Origin of the sequence: Enterobacter sp. MGH120 (genome assembly GCF_001037725.1) — a bacterium.
Classification (GTDB): domain Bacteria; phylum Pseudomonadota; class Gammaproteobacteria; order Enterobacterales; family Enterobacteriaceae; genus Enterobacter; species Enterobacter hormaechei_C.
Genome location: NZ_KQ089940.1, coordinates 203133 through 222373, shown reverse-complemented (window position 1 = coordinate 222373; position 19241 = coordinate 203133). Strand labels below are relative to the sequence as shown.

At 56.3% G+C, this 19241-nt stretch carries 16 protein-coding genes and 4 tRNA genes; 15 read left to right on the top strand and 5 right to left on the bottom strand.

The features are described from left to right. Positions 1-12: 12 nt before the first annotated feature. The 13 genes from wecB to SK54_RS01000 all read left to right on the top strand — a co-directional run bounded on the left by wecB (position 13) and on the right by SK54_RS01000 (position 10775). Positions 13-1143: a non-hydrolyzing UDP-N-acetylglucosamine 2-epimerase gene (gene wecB, locus SK54_RS01060; RefSeq protein WP_006812390.1), complete on the top strand. Its 1131-nt coding sequence runs from the start codon at positions 13-15 to the stop codon at positions 1141-1143. Continuing rightward, positions 1140-2402 (top strand): UDP-N-acetyl-D-mannosamine dehydrogenase, encoded by a 1263-nt coding sequence (gene wecC / locus SK54_RS01055; RefSeq protein WP_048246586.1) that lies wholly within the window; start codon positions 1140-1142, stop codon positions 2400-2402. The genes wecB and wecC overlap by 4 nt, the downstream gene beginning before the upstream one ends. Next, entirely contained in the window at positions 2399-3076 is a 678-nt protein-coding gene (rffC, locus tag SK54_RS01050; RefSeq protein WP_032620667.1) for a dTDP-4-amino-4,6-dideoxy-D-galactose acyltransferase, read from the top strand. Before wecC ends, rffC begins: the two co-directional genes overlap by 4 nt. Before the next feature lie 4 nt (positions 3077-3080). Then, complete coding sequence (gene rffA, locus SK54_RS01045) at positions 3081-4211, top strand: dTDP-4-amino-4,6-dideoxygalactose transaminase (protein WP_015570019.1); 1131 nt, start codon at positions 3081-3083, stop codon at positions 4209-4211. A 1-nt stretch (position 4212) separates the two neighbouring features. Next, positions 4213-5463 carry a lipid III flippase WzxE gene (gene wzxE / locus SK54_RS01040; RefSeq protein ID WP_017383597.1) on the top strand — a complete coding sequence of 417 codons (1251 nt, stop codon included), beginning with the start codon at positions 4213-4215 and terminating at the stop codon, positions 5461-5463. Beyond that, positions 5460-6539, top strand: coding sequence for a TDP-N-acetylfucosamine:lipid II N-acetylfucosaminyltransferase (locus SK54_RS01035; RefSeq protein ID WP_017383596.1), 1080 nt, complete (start codon positions 5460-5462; stop codon positions 6537-6539). Before wzxE ends, SK54_RS01035 begins: the two co-directional genes overlap by 4 nt. Continuing rightward, positions 6536-7888, top strand: coding sequence for an ECA oligosaccharide polymerase (gene wzyE, locus SK54_RS01030; protein ID WP_048246584.1), 1353 nt, complete (start codon positions 6536-6538; stop codon positions 7886-7888). Before SK54_RS01035 ends, wzyE begins: the two co-directional genes overlap by 4 nt. A gap of 12 nt (positions 7889-7900) precedes the next feature. Next, on the top strand, positions 7901-8641 hold the full coding sequence (wecG, locus tag SK54_RS01025) for a lipopolysaccharide N-acetylmannosaminouronosyltransferase (RefSeq protein WP_015570015.1): 741 nt from the start codon (positions 7901-7903) through the stop codon (positions 8639-8641). Positions 8642-8838: 197 nt separating this feature from the next. After that, positions 8839-10224 carry a bifunctional threonine/serine APC transporter ThrP gene (locus SK54_RS01020; protein WP_017693946.1) on the top strand — a complete coding sequence of 462 codons (1386 nt, stop codon included), beginning with the start codon at positions 8839-8841 and terminating at the stop codon, positions 10222-10224. Between the two features lie 102 nt (positions 10225-10326). Further along, positions 10327-10403, top strand: a tRNA-Arg gene (locus SK54_RS01015). A 67-nt stretch (positions 10404-10470) separates the two neighbouring features. Continuing rightward, positions 10471-10546 (top strand) — tRNA-His (locus tag SK54_RS01010). A gap of 21 nt (positions 10547-10567) precedes the next feature. Next, positions 10568-10654: transfer RNA gene (locus SK54_RS01005), tRNA-Leu, on the top strand. Positions 10655-10698: 44 nt separating this feature from the next. Beyond that, positions 10699-10775, top strand: a tRNA-Pro gene (locus SK54_RS01000). 537 nt (positions 10776-11312) lie between these two features. On the opposite strand, the gene hemY is transcribed toward SK54_RS01000, so the two are convergent. Genes hemY through hemC form a run of 4 tightly spaced genes read right to left on the bottom strand, consistent with a single transcriptional unit; the run spans position 11313 to position 15407 of the window. Continuing rightward, a complete protein-coding gene (gene hemY / locus SK54_RS00995) occupies positions 11313-12512 on the bottom strand; it encodes a protoheme IX biogenesis protein HemY (protein WP_026080629.1) in 1200 nt (399 codons plus the stop codon). 2 nt (positions 12513-12514) lie between these two features. Further along, the gene (gene hemX, locus SK54_RS00990) at positions 12515-13708 is read right to left on the bottom strand and encodes a uroporphyrinogen-III C-methyltransferase (protein WP_015570012.1); all 1194 of its coding nucleotides are present in this window, start codon (positions 13706-13708) and stop codon (positions 12515-12517) included. Positions 13709-13728: 20 nt separating this feature from the next. Then, positions 13729-14469 (bottom strand): uroporphyrinogen-III synthase, encoded by a 741-nt coding sequence (gene hemD, locus SK54_RS00985; protein ID WP_017383593.1) that lies wholly within the window; start codon positions 14467-14469, stop codon positions 13729-13731. Continuing rightward, a complete protein-coding gene (hemC, locus tag SK54_RS00980) occupies positions 14466-15407 on the bottom strand; it encodes a hydroxymethylbilane synthase (protein ID WP_048246582.1) in 942 nt (313 codons plus the stop codon). The genes hemD and hemC overlap by 4 nt, the downstream gene beginning before the upstream one ends. 350 nt (positions 15408-15757) lie before the next feature. Here hemC and cyaA point away from each other — a divergent pair, with 350 nt between their 5' ends. Then, a complete protein-coding gene (gene cyaA / locus SK54_RS00975; protein ID WP_017383591.1) occupies positions 15758-18301 on the top strand; it encodes a class I adenylate cyclase in 2544 nt (847 codons plus the stop codon). 279 nt (positions 18302-18580) lie between these two features. Here cyaA and cyaY read toward each other — a convergent pair whose 3' ends face one another. Then, positions 18581-18901 carry an iron donor protein CyaY gene (cyaY, locus tag SK54_RS00970; protein WP_017694788.1) on the bottom strand — a complete coding sequence of 107 codons (321 nt, stop codon included), beginning with the start codon at positions 18899-18901 and terminating at the stop codon, positions 18581-18583. A gap of 135 nt (positions 18902-19036) precedes the next feature. On the opposite strand from cyaY, the gene SK54_RS00965 reads away from it, so the two are divergent. Then, positions 19037-19240 (top strand): LPS translocon maturation chaperone LptM, encoded by a 204-nt coding sequence (locus tag SK54_RS00965; RefSeq protein ID WP_003860815.1) that lies wholly within the window; start codon positions 19037-19039, stop codon positions 19238-19240. Position 19241: the final 1 nt, after the last annotated feature.

Sequence of the window (19241 nt, the reverse complement as noted above, 5' to 3'; positions counted from 1 at the left end):
AAGAGAATCGATGTGAAAGTACTAACCGTATTTGGCACCAGGCCGGAGGCCATCAAGATGGCGCCTCTGGTTCATGCGCTGGCCAGAGATCCTGATATTGAAGCGAAAGTGTGCGTGACTGCCCAGCACCGTGAGATGCTCGATCAGGTCTTAACCCTCTTTTCTATCGTCCCGGATTACGATCTCAATATAATGAAACCGGGACAGGGACTGACGGAAATCACCTGCCGTATTCTGCAAGAATTAAAGCCTATTCTGGAGTCGTTCAAGCCGGATGTGGTGCTGGTGCACGGCGACACCACCACCACCGTGGCGACCAGCCTGGCCGCGTTCTATCAGCGTATCCCCGTTGGTCATATTGAAGCGGGTCTGCGTACCGGCAATCTCTATTCCCCGTGGCCGGAAGAGGCCAACCGTACGCTCACCGGTCACCTGGCGATGTACCATTTTGCGCCAACCGAGAACTCACGTCAGAACCTGCTGCGCGAAAATATCAGCGACAGCAAGATCTTCGTCACCGGCAATACGGTCATTGATGCGCTGATTTGGGTGCGTGACCGCGTGCTGGCTAACAGCGAGCTTCAGGCAGAACTTGCTGCGCGCTATCCGTTCCTGAACAACGGCAAGAAAACGATTCTGGTGACGGGCCACCGCCGCGAAAGCTTTGGCCGTGGCTTTGAGCAAATATGCCACGCGCTGGCTGAAATCGCCGCGCAGAACGAGGATGTGCAGATTGTCTATCCGGTGCACCTCAACCCGAACGTCAGCGAACCGGTCAACCGTATCCTGGGCCACGTGGAAAACGTGCTCCTGATCGAGCCGCAGGACTATTTGCCATTTGTCTGGCTGATGAACCACGCCTGGCTGATCCTGACCGATTCTGGCGGCATTCAGGAAGAGGCGCCCTCCCTCGGTAAGCCGGTACTGGTGATGCGTGAAACCACCGAACGCCCGGAAGCGGTTACTGCCGGTACCGTGCGTCTGGTGGGAACGGATCCGCGTCGTATTGTCGAAGAGGTCACGCGCTTACTGCATGACGATGAAGAGTATCAGGCGATGAGCCGGGCCCACAATCCGTACGGTGACGGGCAGGCTTGTGGTCGTATTTTGCACGCACTTAAACACAATCGGGTAACGCTATGAGTTTTTCTACCATCTCTGTTGTTGGTCTTGGCTATATCGGGCTGCCTACTGCGGCGGCTTTTGCCTCTCGTCAAAAGCAGGTCGTTGGCGTAGATATCAACGCGCACGCGGTGGAAACCATCAACCGTGGCGAAATTCATATCGTGGAGCCCGATCTCGATCGTGTGGTGAAAAAGGCGGTGGACGGTGGCTTACTGCGCGCCAGCACCACGCCGGTAGAAGCCGATGCGTACCTGATTGCGGTTCCAACGCCCTTTAAAGGCGATCATGAGCCTGACATGGTTTACGTCGAGGCGGCAGCAAAATCCATTGCGCCTGTGCTGAAGAAAGGGGCGCTGGTTATTCTTGAGTCCACTTCACCTGTTGGGGCTACCGAGCAGATGGCGCAGTGGCTGGCCGAGGCGCGTCCCGATCTCAGCTTCCCGCAGCAGGCGGGCGACCAGGCCGATATCAATATCGCCTACTGCCCTGAGCGCGTACTGCCAGGCCAGGTGATGGTGGAACTGATTAAAAACGACCGCGTGATTGGCGGCATGACGCCAGTCTGCTCCGCGCGCGCCAGCGAGCTGTATAAAATTTTCCTTGAAGGCGAATGTGTGGTGACCAACTCCCGCACCGCCGAGATGTGCAAACTGACCGAAAATAGCTTCCGCGACGTTAACATCGCGTTTGCGAATGAACTGTCGTTGATTTGCGCCGATCAGGGGATTAACGTCTGGGAACTTATTCGTCTTGCCAACCGTCACCCCCGCGTGAACATCCTTCAGCCGGGGCCGGGCGTGGGTGGGCACTGCATCGCGGTCGATCCGTGGTTTATCGTGGCGCAGAACCCGGAACAGGCACGCCTGATTCGCACCGCACGCGAAGTAAACGACCATAAACCGCACTGGGTTATCAACCAGGTCAAAGCCACGGTCGCGGATTGCCTGGCCGACAGCGGCAAACGCGCCAGTGAGCTGAAAATTGCCTGCTTTGGTCTGGCATTCAAACCGAATATTGACGATCTGCGCGAAAGCCCGGCGATGGAAATTGCCGAAATGATCGCTGCCTGGCACAGCGGTGAAACGCTGGTGGTTGAGCCGAATATTCATGCGCTGCCGGCAAAACTTGCCGGTCACTGCACCCTTACCGCCCTGGATGACGCGCTGGCGACGGCGGATGTGCTGGTGCTGCTGGTGGATCACAATGCGTTCAAAACGGTTTCCGGTGATGCCGTACGTCAGCAGTATGTTGTTGATACCAAAGGCGTGTGGCGTTGAGTATCCTCAACGGCGTGCTGGAGGCCCTTGAGTGGGAAAGCGCATTCTTTGCGCGTCCCTCAGCGATAGTGCGTCTGCGCGACAATGCCCCTGCGTTGCAGGAAGCAGACTTCAGCGCCTGGCAGCGCGTACAGGCTAAGATCCCGGCGGACCGCGCCGATCTGCTGGACGCCCTCCAGCAGCACGGATTCCGGCTGGTCGAGGGTGAGGTTGATCTCTCTGTTACCGTGGCTCTCCACGCCTCACCGGGCGCGGAAATTGCAACGGAGCAGGATATCCCCGCGCTGCGCAAGATGGCGGCGCTGGCCTTCGCTCAGAGCCGTTTCCGGGCGCCCTGGTATGCGCCCGATGACAGCGGCCGCTTTTATGCCCAGTGGATAGAGAATGCGGTCAAAGGCACGTTTGACCACGTCTGTCTGGTGTTCCGTACTGCCGGGGGGCAGATTCAGGGTTTTGTTTCGCTTCGCAGGCTCAACGAGCACGAGGCGCGCATCGGTTTGTTAGCCGGGCGCGGCATGGGCGAGAAACTCATGCAGGCGGCGCTGCACTGGGCGGAGCAACAACAGGTATCGACGCTGCGGGTCGCAACCCAGATGGGCAACACCGCTGCGCTTAAACGTTATATTGCGAGTGGTGCCAGCATCGACGCCACCGCCTACTGGTTATACAGGTGACAAGATGATTCCATTTAACGCGCCTCCCGTTGTGGGCACTGAACTTGATTACATGCAGTCTGCTATGGGCAGCGGCAAGCTCTGTGGCGATGGCGGTTTTACCCGCCGCTGCCAGCAGTGGATGGAGCAACGTTTTCACAGTGCCAAGGTACTGCTGACGCCGTCCTGTACCGCATCGCTTGAGATGGCGGCGCTGTTGCTGGATATCCAGCCCGGTGATGAAGTGATCATGCCGAGCTACACCTTCGTCTCCACGGCGAACGCGTTTGTCCTGCGCGGGGCGAAAATCGTGTTTGTGGATATCCGTCCGGATACTATGAACATCGACGAAACGCTGATTGAAGCGGCGGTCACCGATAAAACGCGGGCGATTGTGCCGGTGCATTACGCGGGCGTGGCCTGTGAGATGGACACCATCATGGCCATCGCTAAAAAGCACAACCTGTTTGTGGTGGAAGACGCAGCGCAGGGCGTGATGTCCACCTACAAAGGGCGCGCGCTGGGCACCATTGGTCATATCGGCTGCTTTAGCTTCCACGAAACCAAAAACTACACCGCAGGCGGCGAAGGCGGCGCGACGCTGATTAACGATCGTGCCCTGGTGGAGCGTGCGGAAGTGATCCGTGAAAAAGGGACCAACCGCAGCCAGTTCTTCCGCGGTCAGGTGGATAAGTACACCTGGCGCGATATCGGCTCAAGCTACCTGATGGCGGATTTGCAGGCCGCGTATCTCTGGGCGCAGCTGGAAGCGGCAGAGCGAATCAATCTGCAACGCCTCTCCCTGTGGCAAACCTACTACGACGCGCTGGAGCCGCTGGCAAAAGCCGGACGTATTGAACTGCCGACTATTCCGGCAGACTGTATCCACAACGCTCACATGTTCTATATCAAGCTGCGCGATAACGACGATCGCAGCAAGCTGATTGCCTGGCTGAAAGAGGCGGAAATTATGGCGGTATTCCACTATATTCCGCTGCACTCCAGCCCGGCTGGCGAAGCCTTCGGGATGTTTGCCGGTGAAGACCGCTACACCACCAAAGAGAGCGAACGTCTGCTCCGCCTGCCCCTGTTCTACAACCTCGCGCCGGTGAACCAGCGTACGGTGATCAATTCGCTTCTGAGTTATTTCGCCTGATATGTCTCTGGCAAAAGCGTCGGTGTGGACGGCAGCGTCCACGCTTGTAAAAATTGGCGCCGGGTTACTGGTCGTCAAGCTGCTGGCCGTCTCATTTGGTCCGTCAGGCGTTGGGCTGGCAGGGAACTTCCGCCAGCTGGTCACGGTGCTTGGCGTGCTGGCGGGTGCCGGGATATTCAATGGCGTCACCAAATACGTCGCGCAGCATCATGACGATGCCGAAAAGCTCCGCACGGTGGTGGGCACCTCTTCTGCTATGGTGCTGGGCTTCTCTACGTTGCTGGCCGTCGTCTTTTTGCTGGCGGCGGCACCCATCAGCCAGGGGCTGTTCGGACACACGCATTATCAGGGGCTGGTGCGCCTGGTGGCGCTCGTTCAGATGGGGATCGCCTGGGCAAACCTGCTGCTGGCGCTGATGAAAGGCTTCCGTGATGCCGCCGGGAATGCGCTGGCGCTGATCCTCGGCAGCATCATCGGCGTTATCGCCTACTACTTTTGCTATCGGCTGGGCGGCTATGAAGGCGCGCTGCTGGGGCTGGCGCTGGTGCCTGCGCTCGTTGTCATTCCGGCAGCGTTTATGCTGATGCGCAGAGGCAATGTCCCGCTGAATTACCTGAAACCGCAGTGGGACAAGATGCTGGCGGGGCAGCTAGGAAAGTTTACCCTGATGGCGCTCATCACTTCAGTAACGCTTCCCGTTGCCTACGTGATGATGCGAAACCTGCTGGCAGCGCATTACAGCTGGGATGAAGTGGGGATCTGGCAGGGCGTGAGCAGCATTTCAGATGCTTACCTCCAATTTATTACGGCTTCCTTTAGCGTCTATTTGCTGCCAACCTTATCGCGCCTGACTTCCAGGCAGGATATTACCCGCGAGATTTTTCGCTCCCTGCGTTTTGTTTTGCCGGCGGTTGCGATCGCCAGCTTTACCGTCTGGTTACTGCGTGATTTCGCCATCTGGCTGCTGTTTTCGGCGAAGTTTACCGCCATGCGCGATCTGTTTGCCTGGCAACTGGTCGGCGATGTACTGAAAGTGGGGGCATACGTTTTCGGCTATCTGGTGATTGCGAAGGCTTCGCTGCGGTTGTATATCCTGGCAGAGATCGGCCAGTTTGCGCTGCTGACGGCATTTTCTCACTGGCTGATCCCCACCCACGGTGCGCTGGGGGCGGCTCAGGCCTATATGGCAACTTATATCGTTTATTTCGCTGCCTGTTGCGGCGTATTTTTACTTTGGCGTAAACGCGCATGACTGCACTGATACACATACTGGGATCGGATATCCCGCATCACAACCAGACCGTTCTGCGGTTCTTCAACGATGAACTGGCATCCGGCACGCCCGATGCGCGCGAGTTTATGGTTGTTGGACGCGATAACGGCCTGAGCGCGGCGTGTCCGGCATTGCACATCACCTTCTGGCCAGACAAAGCGGCGCTGACCAAAGCCGTTGTCGCGAAAGCCAAAGCGGACCGAAGCCAGCGTTTCTTCTTCCACGGACAATTCAATACCGGGCTGTGGCTGGCGCTGTTAAGCGGCGGGATAAAACCTTCCCAGTTCAGCTGGCATATCTGGGGAGCGGATCTCTACGAAGTCTCCCACGGCTGGAAGTTCCGTCTTTTCTATCCGCTGCGTCGTCTGGCGCAGGCGCGCGTGGGCTGCGTTTTTGCTACCCGTGGCGACCTCAACTATTTTGCTAAACAGCACCCGAAGGTTCGCGGGGAACTGCTCTATTTTCCGACCCGTATGGATCCGGCACTGAATACCATGGCGAATGACGCGGTTCGTGAGGGCAAACTGACTATCCTGGTGGGAAATTCCGGCGATCGCAGTAACGAGCATGTCGCGGCGCTGCGGGCGGTGCATCAGCAGTTTGGCGATACGGTGAACGTGGTGGTGCCGATGGGCTATCCCGCCAATAACGACGCCTACATCGATGAAGTTCGCCAGCAGGGGCTTGCGCTGTTTAGCGCGGAAAATCTGCACATTCTCAGCGATAAGCTGGAATTTGATGACTATCTCGCGCTGCTGCGAAAATGCGATCTGGGCTATTTCATCTTTGCCCGACAGCAGGGGATTGGTACGCTGTGTCTGCTGATTCAGGCGGGCGTACCGTGCGTGCTCAACCGCGAAAACCCGTTCTGGCAGGACATGGCCGAACAGCATATTCCGGTGCTGTTTACCTCTGACACGCTTAATGTCGAGGTGGTACGGGAAGCGCAGCGTCAGCTCACGCTGGTGGATAAAAATAGCATCGACTTTTTCAGCCCGAACTATCTCACGCCGTGGCACCGCGCGCTGCGTATTGCTTCAGGAGACAACGCATGAGCCAGTTGCAATTTAGCGGCTTGCTGGTGGTCTGGCTGCTGAGCACGCTGTTTATCGCCACGCTCACCTGGTTTGAATTCCGGCGCGTACGTTTTAACTTCAACGTATTCTTCTCGCTGCTGTTTTTGCTGACCTTTTTCTTTGGCTTCCCGCTGACCAGCATCCTCGTGTTCCGCTTTGATGTTGGCGTCGCTCCGCCGGAAATTTTGTTGCAGGCGCTGCTCTCTGCGACCTGCTTCTACGCGGTGTATTACGTCACCTATAAAACGCGCCTGCGCGCGGCGAAAGACACCACACCCCGTCGTCCGCTGTTTACAATGAACCGGGTAGAAACCCATCTGACGTGGGTTATGCTGATGACCATCGCCCTCGTCAGCGTGGCGATTTTCTTCATGCATAACGGCTTTTTACTGTTTAAGTTGCAGTCCTATAGCCAGATTTTCTCCGCCGAAGTCTCCGGCGTCGCGCTCAAGCGTTTCTTCTATTTCTTCATTCCGGCGATGCTGGTGGTCTTTTTCCTGCGTCAGGACAGCAAAGCCTGGCTGTTCTTCCTGGTCAGCACCGTCGCATTTGGCATTCTGACCTACATGATCGTCGGCGGCACCCGCGCCAACATCATTATCGCCTTCGCGATTTTCCTGTTTATCGGCATTATTCGCGGTTGGATCTCGCTGTGGATGCTGGCGGCGGCAGGCGTCTTTGGCATTGTGGGGATGTTCTGGCTGGCGCTGAAGCGCTACGGACTGAACGTGGCGGGCGACGAAGCGTTTTATACCTTCCTGTATCTGACGCGCGACACCTTCTCGCCCTGGGAAAACCTGGCATTGTTGCTGCAAAACTACGACAAAATCGAATTCCAGGGGCTGGCGCCGATTGTTCGCGATTTCTATGTCTTTATACCGACGTGGCTGTGGCCTGACCGTCCCGGTATTGTCCTGAACACGGCGAACTACTTTACCTGGGAAGTGCTGAACAACCATTCGGGCCTGGCGATTTCCCCAACCCTGATTGGCTCGCTGGTAGTGATGGGCGGAACGTGGTTTATCCTGCCGGGCGCGATCGCGGTCGGGGTGATAATAAAATGGTTCGACTGGCTATATACGCTGGGTAATGAAGAGACCAACCGCTACAAAGCCGCTGTTTTGCACAGTTTCTGTTTCGGTGCCATTTTCAATATGATCGTTCTGGCGCGCGAGGGACTGGATTCGTTCGTCTCACGCGTGGTGTTTTTTATGGTCGTTTTCGGTCTCTGTCTGCTGCTGGCAAAACTGCTGTACTGGTTGTTTGACAGTGCAGGGCTTGTGCACAGACGTGAGCCACAGGGCAGCACAACGCTGTCGCAAGTCTGAGTAGGGATTATCATGACGGATACAACTTCAGCCCCGCGTTATGCGCTGCGTGGGCTACAGCTTATTGGCTGGCGTGACATGCAACACGCGCTGGATTTCCTGTTCGCGGACGGGCAGATGAAATCGGGCACGCTGGTGGCCATCAACGCAGAAAAAATGCTGGCGGTTGAAGATAATGCGGAAGTGAAAAGCCTGATTGAAGCCGCGGAGTTTAAATATGCCGACGGTATTAGCGTGGTGCGTTCAATTCGTAAAAAGTTTCCTGACGCTAATGTGTCTCGCGTGGCGGGTGCTGACCTTTGGGAGCGACTTATGGAACGCGCAGGCGCTGAAGGCACGCCGGTATTTTTGATTGGCGGCAAACCAGAGGTGCTGGCGCAGACCGAACAAAAGCTGCGTAGCCAGTGGAATGTTAACATCGTGGGCAGCCAGGATGGCTATTTCAGGCCGGAAGATCGCCAGGCGTTATATGAGCGCGTGCGCGACAGCGGGGCGAAAATTGTCACTGTCGCCATGGGGTCGCCGCGGCAGGAAATTCTGATGCGCGATTGCCGTCTGGTCAGCCCGGATGCGCTCTATATGGGCGTTGGCGGCACCTACGACGTCTTTACCGGCCACGTTAAGCGGGCTCCCAAAGTCTGGCAAAACCTGGGGCTGGAGTGGCTCTACCGCCTGCTCTCTCAACCGACGCGTATCAAACGACAGATTCGTCTGCTGCGCTACCTCGCCTGGCACTACACCGGGAAAATGTAATCAATATGCAGCGCGATCTGCTGTTCGCGCTGCAACCCCCCCTGTAAAACTGCTGGATTTCTGTACAATGCATTCATTTTTTTAATGCATTGTTTGCCATTTGCCAGAATTTAAGAAACCATTCGCTCCGTATTTCAGTACCCCTCAAAACAATACCCGGCAATAAGTCGGGAAACAGCAAACACAACCGAGGATTTATGGCAGAGAAAAAACCGGAGCTTCAGCGTGGGCTGGAAGCTCGACATATTGAATTGATCGCGCTGGGCGGCACTATCGGCGTTGGCCTGTTTATGGGCTCGGCAAGCACGCTGAAATGGGCGGGGCCTTCCGTCCTGCTGGCGTATATTATTGCCGGGCTGTTCGTCTTCTTCATCATGCGCTCAATGGGCGAAATGTTGTTTCTGGAGCCGGTAACGGGCTCTTTCGCCGTTTACGCCCACCGTTATATGAGCCCGTTCTTTGGCTATCTCACGGCCTGGTCGTACTGGTTTATGTGGATGGCCGTCGGGATTTCGGAGATCACCGCCATCGGGGTCTACGTGCAGTTCTGGTTCCCGGAGATGGCCCAGTGGATACCCGCGCTCATCGCCGTAGGGCTGGTGGCGCTGGCGAACCTTGCCGCCGTTCGCCTTTACGGTGAAATCGAGTTCTGGTTTGCGATGATCAAAGTCACCACCATTATCGTGATGATTGTTGTGGGTCTGGGTGTCATCTTCTTTGGTTTCGGTAACGGCGGGCACGCGATTGGTTTCGGTAACCTGACCGGACACGGCGGCTTCTTTGCCGGCGGCTGGAAAGGCTTCCTGACCGCACTCTGTATCGTTGTCGCCTCTTATCAGGGCGTTGAGCTGATCGGCATTACCGCAGGTGAGGCGAAAAACCCGCAGGTCACGCTGCGTAGCGCGGTAGGCAAGGTGCTGTGGCGTATCCTGATTTTCTATGTGGGCGCGATCTTCGTTATCGTGACCATTTTCCCATGGAACGAGATCGGCACCACCGGCAGCCCGTTTGTCTTAACCTTCGCTAAGATTGGCATCACGGCGGCGGCCGCCATTATCAACTTTGTGGTGCTGACGGCGGCGCTCTCCGGCTGTAACAGCGGGATGTACAGCTGCGGGCGTATGCTTTACGCGCTCTCGCAAAACAAACAGCTGCCGGCGGTGATGGGTAAAGTCTCCCGCGTGGGTGTACCGGTGGCGGGCGTAGCGGTGTCGATTGTGATTCTGCTGATTGGCTCTTGCCTGAACTACATCATCCCGAATCCGCAGCGCGTGTTTGTTTACGTCTATAGCGCCAGCGTGCTGCCGGGAATGGTACCGTGGTTTGTCATTTTGATTAGCCAGCTGCGTTTCCGACAGGCGCACAAAAAAGCGATCGCCAGCCATCCGTTCCGCTCCATTCTGTTCCCGTATGCGAACTATTTGACGATGGCGTTCCTGATTTGCGTATTAATTGGAATGTACTTTAATGAAGATACCCGCATGTCGCTGTTTGTCGGGATGATCTTCCTGGCTGCCGTCACAGCTGCATATAAACTTTTTGGCCTGGGTCGCCGTGGCTCCGCCCATAAAGTGGAGGAATAAGCGGCAAAATGTGCAAACCATAACCAAACGCGCATTTTTTTCAAAAAAGCACTAGACAGCGGGGACGGAGGTACGTAATATCCAGCCCCGCAACGGCGCTAAGCGCCCGTAGCTCAGCTGGATAGAGCGCTGCCCTCCGGAGGCAGAGGTCTCAGGTTCGAATCCTGTCGGGCGCGCCATTTTAGTCCCGGCGCTAGAGCTGCGGTGGTCTGAGAAGTAGTCAGAACCGCGTGAAAGAATACAGTGGTGGCTATAGCTCAGTTGGTAGAGCCCTGGATTGTGATTCCAGTTGTCGTGGGTTCGAATCCCATTAGCCACCCCATTATTGAAAGAGTTGTGAATTGCGAAGGTGGCGGAATTGGTAGACGCGCTAGCTTCAGGTGTTAGTGTTCTTACGGACGTGGGGGTTCAAGTCCCCCCCCTCGCACCACGACTTTTAATGAGTTGAACTAAAAATTCAAAAAAGCAGTACATCGGCGAGTAGCGCAGCTTGGTAGCGCAACTGGTTTGGGACCAGTGGGTCGGAGGTTCGAATCCTCTCTCGCCGACCAATTTTGAACCCCGCTTCGGCGGGGTTTTTTGTTTTCTGCGTTTTTTATCCTGTAGCCTTTCCCCGACAACACTCTATATCCTTGTCGCGATTCAGCGACATATAACCCGTTAATATTAAAGAATTTATTATTTTACCTCTTAACCTGTCTCCTGGTGACGACATATCGCCGCCTTCAGCGCGATGTTGTATGGCTTCAGGCGGTTCTTAACAGCATAATTTCCTTTTATCTTAAAATGTTGCGCGATGTAAAAGTTCTGCGTGTAAACCTGGCACATTACATGCAATAATATGCGTGTAGATGCTCATTCCATCTCTTATGTTCGCCTTAAGGCCTCATAAACTCAGGAATGACGCAGAGCCGTTTACGGTGCTTATCGTCCACTGACAGATGTCGCTTCGGCCTCATCAGACACCATGGACACAACGTTGAGTGAAGCACCAAATATGTTGTCTTACAGACCTGTTTTAACGCCTGCTTTTATAGCAGGCGTTTTTTTATGGGCGTAAAAAAGGAGGCCATCTGGCCTCCTGTTAATTACTGCTGCGTTCCGTTATTTTGCAACGTTAATAACAGCCCATCACGGCGCATAGCTGCGGCCTCTTCCGGCTTATGCTGCTTGTCCAGCGAATCAGCAAGCCAGGCGTAATCAAATGCGTCCGGACGTTGCTTCAGCGCGGCGCGGAAGGCGAGACTCGCCTCCTGCCACTCGCCGTGTTTCATCAGAGACTGGCCCAGCGTACTCCACAGCAGCGGACGATCGCCCACGGTTTTGATCTGCTGGCGCAGTGCTTTTTCAATTTGTTCCGGATTGTTGGTTTTCAGACGCGGGATGACCATCACCAGGCGGTCATCATACTGTCGCTTGAGACCGTCGAGGAGGATCTCCTGCGCGGTGTCATGGTCGTCACACTCAATCAGATGTTCTGCCATCGCCACCTGAAGAGGAACCTGCTGGCGCGTTTTGCGGCTCTGGTTTTTCCACCAGGTTTTCAGGCCGTCGCTGCCGAGATCGGCGCGCGCCTGATCCATCAGGCCAATCCAGGCCAGACGCTGAAGTTCATCACGATGTTCATCATCGCCCACGTCGGCTTTCGCCATGGAAGGGATAATGTCCAGCAGCGAGCCCCAGGCACCGGTCCGAATATATGCCTGCTCAGCCAGACGCAGCACTTCCGGGTGACGAGGGGTAATTTCCAGCAGACGGTCAACGCCGTGACGGGCGGCATGGTTTTCATTGCGCGCCAGTTGCAGACGAACGCGGGTGATCTCAACCGGAATCGGATCTTTAGTAGAGAGCTCAGACGCGCGTTCAAGATGCTGATTGGCGCGGGCCTCATCGCCTCGCTGTTGCGCCGCCTCAGCGGCCAGCAGATAGTTAACAACCGGCTGTTCTGCATGGTCGGCATTTTTCGACATCAGCTTTTCAACCTGCTGATAGTCGCCTTCGGCCAGCTTCAGCAACGCTTGCTCGGTCTGCTTGCGGGCGCGACGGCGCTTACGGCCAACGAACCAGCCGCGCGTATGTACGCCGGTACGGAAAATACGACGCAGGAGCCACTCCACTGCCAGCAGAACGACCACACCCAGGATCAGAATAATTACCAGCCCTGTTACGCTGGTTTCGATATTGTAGTTATCGGTCTGGATCAATACATAACCCTGGTGACCCGCGAGCATCGGCCCCAGTACAATCCCGGCGATCAGCAGGATGAAGAGTAAGAAGACTTTTAGCATCATTACTCTCCTTGCGGCGCGCTTTCAGGCGCTGGCGCGGCGGCAGGTGCTTCAGCCGGACGTTCTGCCGGAACGCCCGGCTGGGCCAGCAGGTTACGCACGCGCGTCTGCATGAGCTTCTCCAGAATCGGCTGGCTTTCCAGCTTGTCCGGCACGTTCATGGTGATGTTTTGCTGGCTCAGCTTGTCGATATCCTCAAGGAACGCGGTCGTGGTTGCGTCATTGGTATCGTAGTAAGCACGTACCCAGGTTGAAACGTTATCCAGCGCCTGTTTGTAGGTCTCTTCCTGGTGACGCGGTACGGCCTGGGCAGCCACCAGCAGGCGGGAACGAATGTTTTCGCGCAGATAGACGTCCTGGTTCGGCGCCAGCAGCGGCACGGCAGTTTCATCGCGGCGGCGAATGGTAATAAAGCTGTCCATAAAGTTCTGCCAGCTCTTTTGCAGGTTGATACGCCATTCGCTCAGGGAGCTGGACAGCTCGGTGCCGTCAGAATCCATCGGGGAGTCATCGTCGTTGTTATCGGCCAGCTGAAGGTTATCAATCTGGTTGGAGAGCTGATTTACCTTAAGGATGATACCGTCGTAATCGACCTGAGAAACCGCGGACAGGCTGGCGATATCTTCCGTAATAGCGCGGCGAGCGTTGATGAGGCTCGGATCGTTCATGTCCGCCAGGCTTGCGTCGGCGCTTTTCAGCAGCGCGGCGGCGGTGGTGACATCCTGATCGCTCCAGAGCTTGCGCCCGGCCAGTTTCACCAGAAAATCGGCCTGTGAAAGTAGCCAGGTTTTGGCATCGGTTCCCGAAATTGTGGCGACTTTTTCCTGCACTTCGCTCAGCTGTTTGGTCAACTCTTCACGTTTGCTGTTCGCGTCGGCGAGGGCGGCAGCCTGCTGTTTGATCACGCCTTCCAGCTCAGCTTTTTGCGTCTCCTGCGCTTTCTGTAGGGCAGTGATTTGGTTAACCAGCGCGTCGCTGGTGGCCGTCTGGTTGGTGCCTTGTTTCTTCACCAGTCCGTAGAGTCCCACGCCTGCGGCCAGCGCAATCGCGATGGCAATCACGCTCAGCGTGAGGCTGGTTTTGTTGCTGCCGTTTTTCTTCTCAACGGTTGTGTCTGTCGTCTCTGGCTGTGACGTGGTGTCCACAGTCTCCCTGGTCTCTTCAACCACGGCGGAGGATTTTTCGTGTTCCGTCATTATGGCTTCCCATTTGAGAGTTATTGTAATGCGCGCAGCAGCGCATCGTTGTCGGCGTTTTCAGCGATCCGAATATCCTGCCAGCCCAGTTCCCGGGCGTGGTTCGCCAGACGCTCACTGACGACCAGAAGCCGACAGCGGAGTAACCAGTTTTCGCGATACCAAAGCGGAATCAGCGACCAAAGCTGTTGTAACATTTCACCGCTGGTGACCACCAGCGTATTAATACCGCGGGCGTGCCAGCGCATTGCTTCTTCCGCGCCATCATAGTGTTTCGCACAGCGCTGATAGCACTCCACAAACGTCACGTCTGCGCCGCGTTCGCGCAGCGTTTCGCCCAGCAGTTCGCGGCCACCGTTGCCGCGCAAAATGAGCGCGCGCTTTCCGGCAATGGTTTGTAATTCAGGTAATTGTAGCAAGACTTCGCTGATTTCCCGATCTAACGGGTAACGAACATCGATTCCGCTCGCGGTATGTAAGGCCAGCGCCGTGGTGCGCCCGATGGCGAAATAGCGGGGGGCGTGAGGCCAGCTAACGGCATGCTGTTGCAGCTGCGCATGGGCAAACTCCACGGCATGCTGCGACAGCGCAAAGAGCAGATCGCCTTCCTGCAAGAGACGCATCTGGTCAGCGAGCTCAGGCAGCTCGCGACCGGGGGAGAACTCAATCAGCGGAAAACTCCAGGCCACCTGCCCCAGTGCGCGCAGACGGCTCACTAACTGCTCTCCTGCGGGAGAAGGGCGGGTGACAAGTATGCTCATGCAGGGGGCTCTCCGTTATAGACCTCAGCCAGAATTTCACGCGCGCCGTTATTCAGCAGCTCTTCCGCCAGCGATACGCCAAGCGCCTCGGCATCTTGCGGCTTGCCGCGACGTTCACCGCGAACCATCTGTGAGCCGTCCGGCGCGCCAACCAGCGCACGCAACCACAGCTCACCGTCAGTTAATTCAGCATAGCTGCCAATTGGCACCTGACAGCCTCCTTCGAGGCGAGTATTCATCGCGCGCTCGGCTTTTACGCGAACGGCGGTATCGTCATGATTCAGCGGCGCGAGCAGTGCCTGAGTGCGCGCATCAACCAGACGACACTCAATGCCGACGGCACCCTGGCCGACGGCGGGCAGCGACAGCTCCGGCGGCAACGCGACGCGAATGCGTTCTTCCAGCCCCAGGCGTTTCAGGCCCGCAACCGCAAGAATAATGGCATCGTAGTCGCCGTTATCCAGCTTGCCAAGGCGTGTGCCGACGTTCCCGCGCAGCGAATGGATCACCAGATCCGGGCGACGTTCAGCCAGCTGACACTGGCGGCGTAAACTTGACGTGCCGACCACGCTGCCTGCCGGCAACGCATCGAGCGAGTCATAGCGATTAGAGACAAACGCATCGCGCGGATCCTCGCGCTCGCAGATGGTCACCAGCCCCAGCCCTTCCGGGAACTCAACGGGCACATCCTTCATCGAATGCACGGCGATATCGGCGCGGTTCTCAAGCAATGCCAGCTCCAGCTCTTTGACAAACAGACCTTTTCCGCCCACTTTGGCCAGCGGCGTATCCAGAATGACATCGCCACGTGTGACCATTGGCACCAGCTCAACGCGTAATCCGGTGTGGCAGGCTTCCAGGCGCTGCTTAACATAATGTGCCTGCCAGAGTGCAAGAGGACTTTGGCGTGTGGCAATTCTCAAAACATTGTCTAACATGCTTGTTACCGTCATTATCAATCGCTAACCATCCTAACATTGTTGACACTCGGATGGCAGTTTTACGGTTGATGAAGAGTGAGAGGGACAGGGCGGCGTACTCGTCAGCCATCGCCGTATTCAGGAATTTACACGTCAAGAACGATGCTACACTTGTATGTAGCGCATCTTTCTTTACGGTCAACCGGCAAGGTGTTAAATTGATCACGTTTTAGACCATTTTTTCGTCTGTACCACCAGAAAAGCAAAAGGCGAAAAAAGGGTAACGGTTATTTTTTGAAATACTGTGGGTCCGCTGCTTTTTGTGTTCTGACTGGCGTGCGACACCCGGAAACATCAGGCGATACGTCTTGTACCTCTATATTGAGACTCTGAAACAGAGACTGGATGCCATCAATCAATTGCGTGTGGATCGCGCGCTTGCTGCCATGGGCCCTGCTTTCCAGCAGGTATACAGTCTACTGCCAACATTGTTGCACTATCACCATCCGCTGATGCCGGGTTACCTTGATGGTAACGTTCCCCAGGGCATTTGCCTCTTCACGCCTGATGAAACCCAACAGCATTACCTGACTGAACTTGAACTCTACCGTGGTATGCCGCCGCAGGATTCGCCGAAAGGCGAGCTGCCGATTACCGGGGTTTACTCCATGGGCAGCACGTCATCGGTTGGGCAAAGTTGCTCTTCTGACCTGGATATCTGGGTCTGCCATCAGTCCTGGCTCGACAATGAAGAGCGCCAGCTGTTGCAGCGTAAATGCAGCCTGCTGGAGAGCTGGGCGGCGTCGCTCGGCGTGGAAGTGAGCTTCTTCCTGATTGATGAAAACCGTTTCCGCCATAACGAAAGCGGCAGTCTGGGTGGTGAAGACTGCGGCTCGACTCAGCACATCCTGTTGCTGGATGAGTTTTACCGTACTGCCGTTCGCCTGGCCGGGAAACGTATTCTGTGGAATATGGTGCCGTGCGATGAAGAAGAGAATTATGACGACTACGTCATGTCGCTTTACTCGCAGGGCGTTCTGACGCCAAACGAGTGGCTGGATCTGGGCGGCCTGAGCTCCCTGTCCGCCGAAGAGTACTTTGGCGCAAGCCTCTGGCAGCTTTATAAGAGCATTGATTCACCGTACAAAGCGGTGCTGAAAACCCTGCTGCTGGAAGCCTACTCCTGGGAATACCCCACGCCGCGCCTGCTGGCGAAAGATATTAAACAGCGTCTGCACGACGGGGAGATCGTCTCCTACGGTCTTGATGCCTACTGCATGATGCTGGAACGCGTCACCGAATACCTGACAGCCATTGAGGACGCCACGCGTCTTGACCTGGTGCGTCGATGTTTCTATCTCAAAGTCTGTGAAAAACTGAGCCGCGAACGCGCCTGCGTGGGCTGGCGTCGTGAAGTCGTCAGCCAGTTAGTCAAAGAGTGGGGATGGGACGAAGAGCGTCTCGCCATGCTCGACAACCGCGCCAACTGGAAGATCGATCAGGTGCGTGAGGCGCACAACGAACTGCTTGATGCGATGATGCAGAGCTACCGCAACCTGATCCGCTTTGCCCGCCGTAACAACCTTAGCGTTTCTGCCAGCCCACAGGATATCGGGGTGCTGACCCGCAAACTGTACGCCGCGTTTGAAGCGTTGCCGGGCAAGGTAACGCTGGTTAACCCACAGATTTCGCCTGACCTGTCTGAACCGAATCTGACCTTTATCTACGTACCGCCGGGCCGCGCGAACCGCACCGGGTGGTATCTGTACAACCGTGCGCCAAGCATGGATTCGATCATCAGCCATCAGCCGCTGGAGTATAACCGCTACCTGAACAAGCTGGTGGCCTGGGCCTGGTTTAACGGCCTTCTCACTTCACGTACCCGGTTGTTTATCAAAGGCAACGAGGTGGTCGATTTAGCCAAGTTGCAGGAGATGGTGGCGGATGTCTCGCACCACTTCCCGCTGCGTCTGCCTGCGCCGACGCCAAAAGCGCTCTACAGCCCGTGTGAGATTCGCCATCTGGCGATCATCGTCAACCTGGAATACGACCCGACGGCGGCCTTCCGCAATCAGGTGGTTCACTTTGACTTCCGCAAGCTGGACGTCTTTAGCTTTGGCGAGCAGCAAAACTGCCTGGTGGGCAGCGTGGATCTGCTGTACCGCAACTCGTGGAACGAAGTGCGTACCCTGCACTTTAACGGCGAGCAGGCGATGATCGAGGCGCTGAAAACGATCCTCGGCAAGATGCACCAGGACGCCGCGCCGCCGGACAGCGTGGAGGTGTTCTGCTACAGCCAGCACCTGCGCGGCCTGATTCGTACCCGCGTTCAGCAGCTGGTGTCTGAGTGCATCGAACTGCGTCTCTCCAGCACCCGACAGGAAACCGGGCGCTTTAAAGCCTTGCGCGTCTCCGGCCAGACCTGGGGGCTGTTCTTTGAGCGCCTGAACGTGTCGGTGCAGAAGCTGGAAAACGCCATTGAATTCTACGGCGCGATTTCACACAACAAACTGCATGGCCTGTCGGTCCAGGTGGAAACCAATCACGTTAAGCTGCCGCAGGTGGTGGATGGCTTTGCGAGTGAAGGGATTATTCAGTTCTTCTTCGAAGAGTCGGGCGATAACGCCGGGTTTAACATCTACATTCTGGATGAAACCAACCGTGCCGAGGTGTATCACCACTGCGAAGGCAGCAAAGAGGAGCTGGTGCGCGACGTCAGCCGCTTCTATTCGTCCTCGCACGATCGCTTTACCTACGGCTCAAGCTTTATCAACTTCAACCTGCCGCAGTTCTACCAGATTGTGAATGTGGATGGGCGAGCGCAGGTGATCCCGTTCCGTACGCAGGCGATTACCCCGGCGGCGCCCGCTAACCAGGAAACTGCGCCGCTGTTGCAGCAGTATTTTTCCTGAGGCTTTTCGCCGGGTGGCGCTAACGCTTACCCGGCCTACGGTCCGAGCCGCTGTTGCCGGGTGGCGCTAACGCTTATCCGGCCTACGGTCCGAGCCGCTGTTGCCGGGTGGCGCTAACGCTTATCCGGCCTACGGTTTGAGCCGCTGTTGCCGGGTGGCGCTGACGCTTACCCGGCCTACGGTCCGAGCCGCTGTTGCCGGGTGGCGCTGACGCTTACCCGGCCTACGGTTCGAGACGTTGTAGGCCCGGTAAGGCGTAGCCGTCACCGGGCAACGCAACTACCTGAAACTCACTGCCTCGCCTGCCTGCGCCGTCGCCGCCTGCTCCAGCCTATCCCAGAACGTTTCGCCGCTGCGATCGCAGACCCACTCGTCACCTTTCAGATCAAAGTGATAGCCGCCCTGTTTCGCCGCCAGCCACACCTGGTGAAGCGGCTCCTGACGGTTAATAATAATCTTGCTGCCGTTTTCGAAGCTTAAGGTCAGGATCCCGCCGTTGATTTCACAATCGATATCGCTGTCGCCGTCCCAGTCGTCGATACGCTCTTCGATGGTCATCCACAGGGTATCGGCAAGGCGATGAAATTCACTGTCGTTCATGGTTTTATTCCTGTTTTTCGTGATGGCGGCAGTATAACGCTAAATAATTCCCGTTGCAGGAAAGCGGCAAACTCTTGCTTTTGTGTCTTCTCCTGCGATGATAGAAACAGATTTGAACTTACGGGCAACCTCTACATGAAAAACGTCTTCCGAACGCTTGTCGTTCTTGTCACTCTGTTTAGCCTGACCGGCTGTGGACTGAAGGGACCACTGTACTTCCCGCCAGAGGATAAAAACGCACCACCGCCGACAAAACCGGTGCAAAGTGGTATCGAGTCATCTACGCCGGATACCAACGATCGCGGCAATAACGGCGGCCCGACTCAGGTCAATCTCTGAC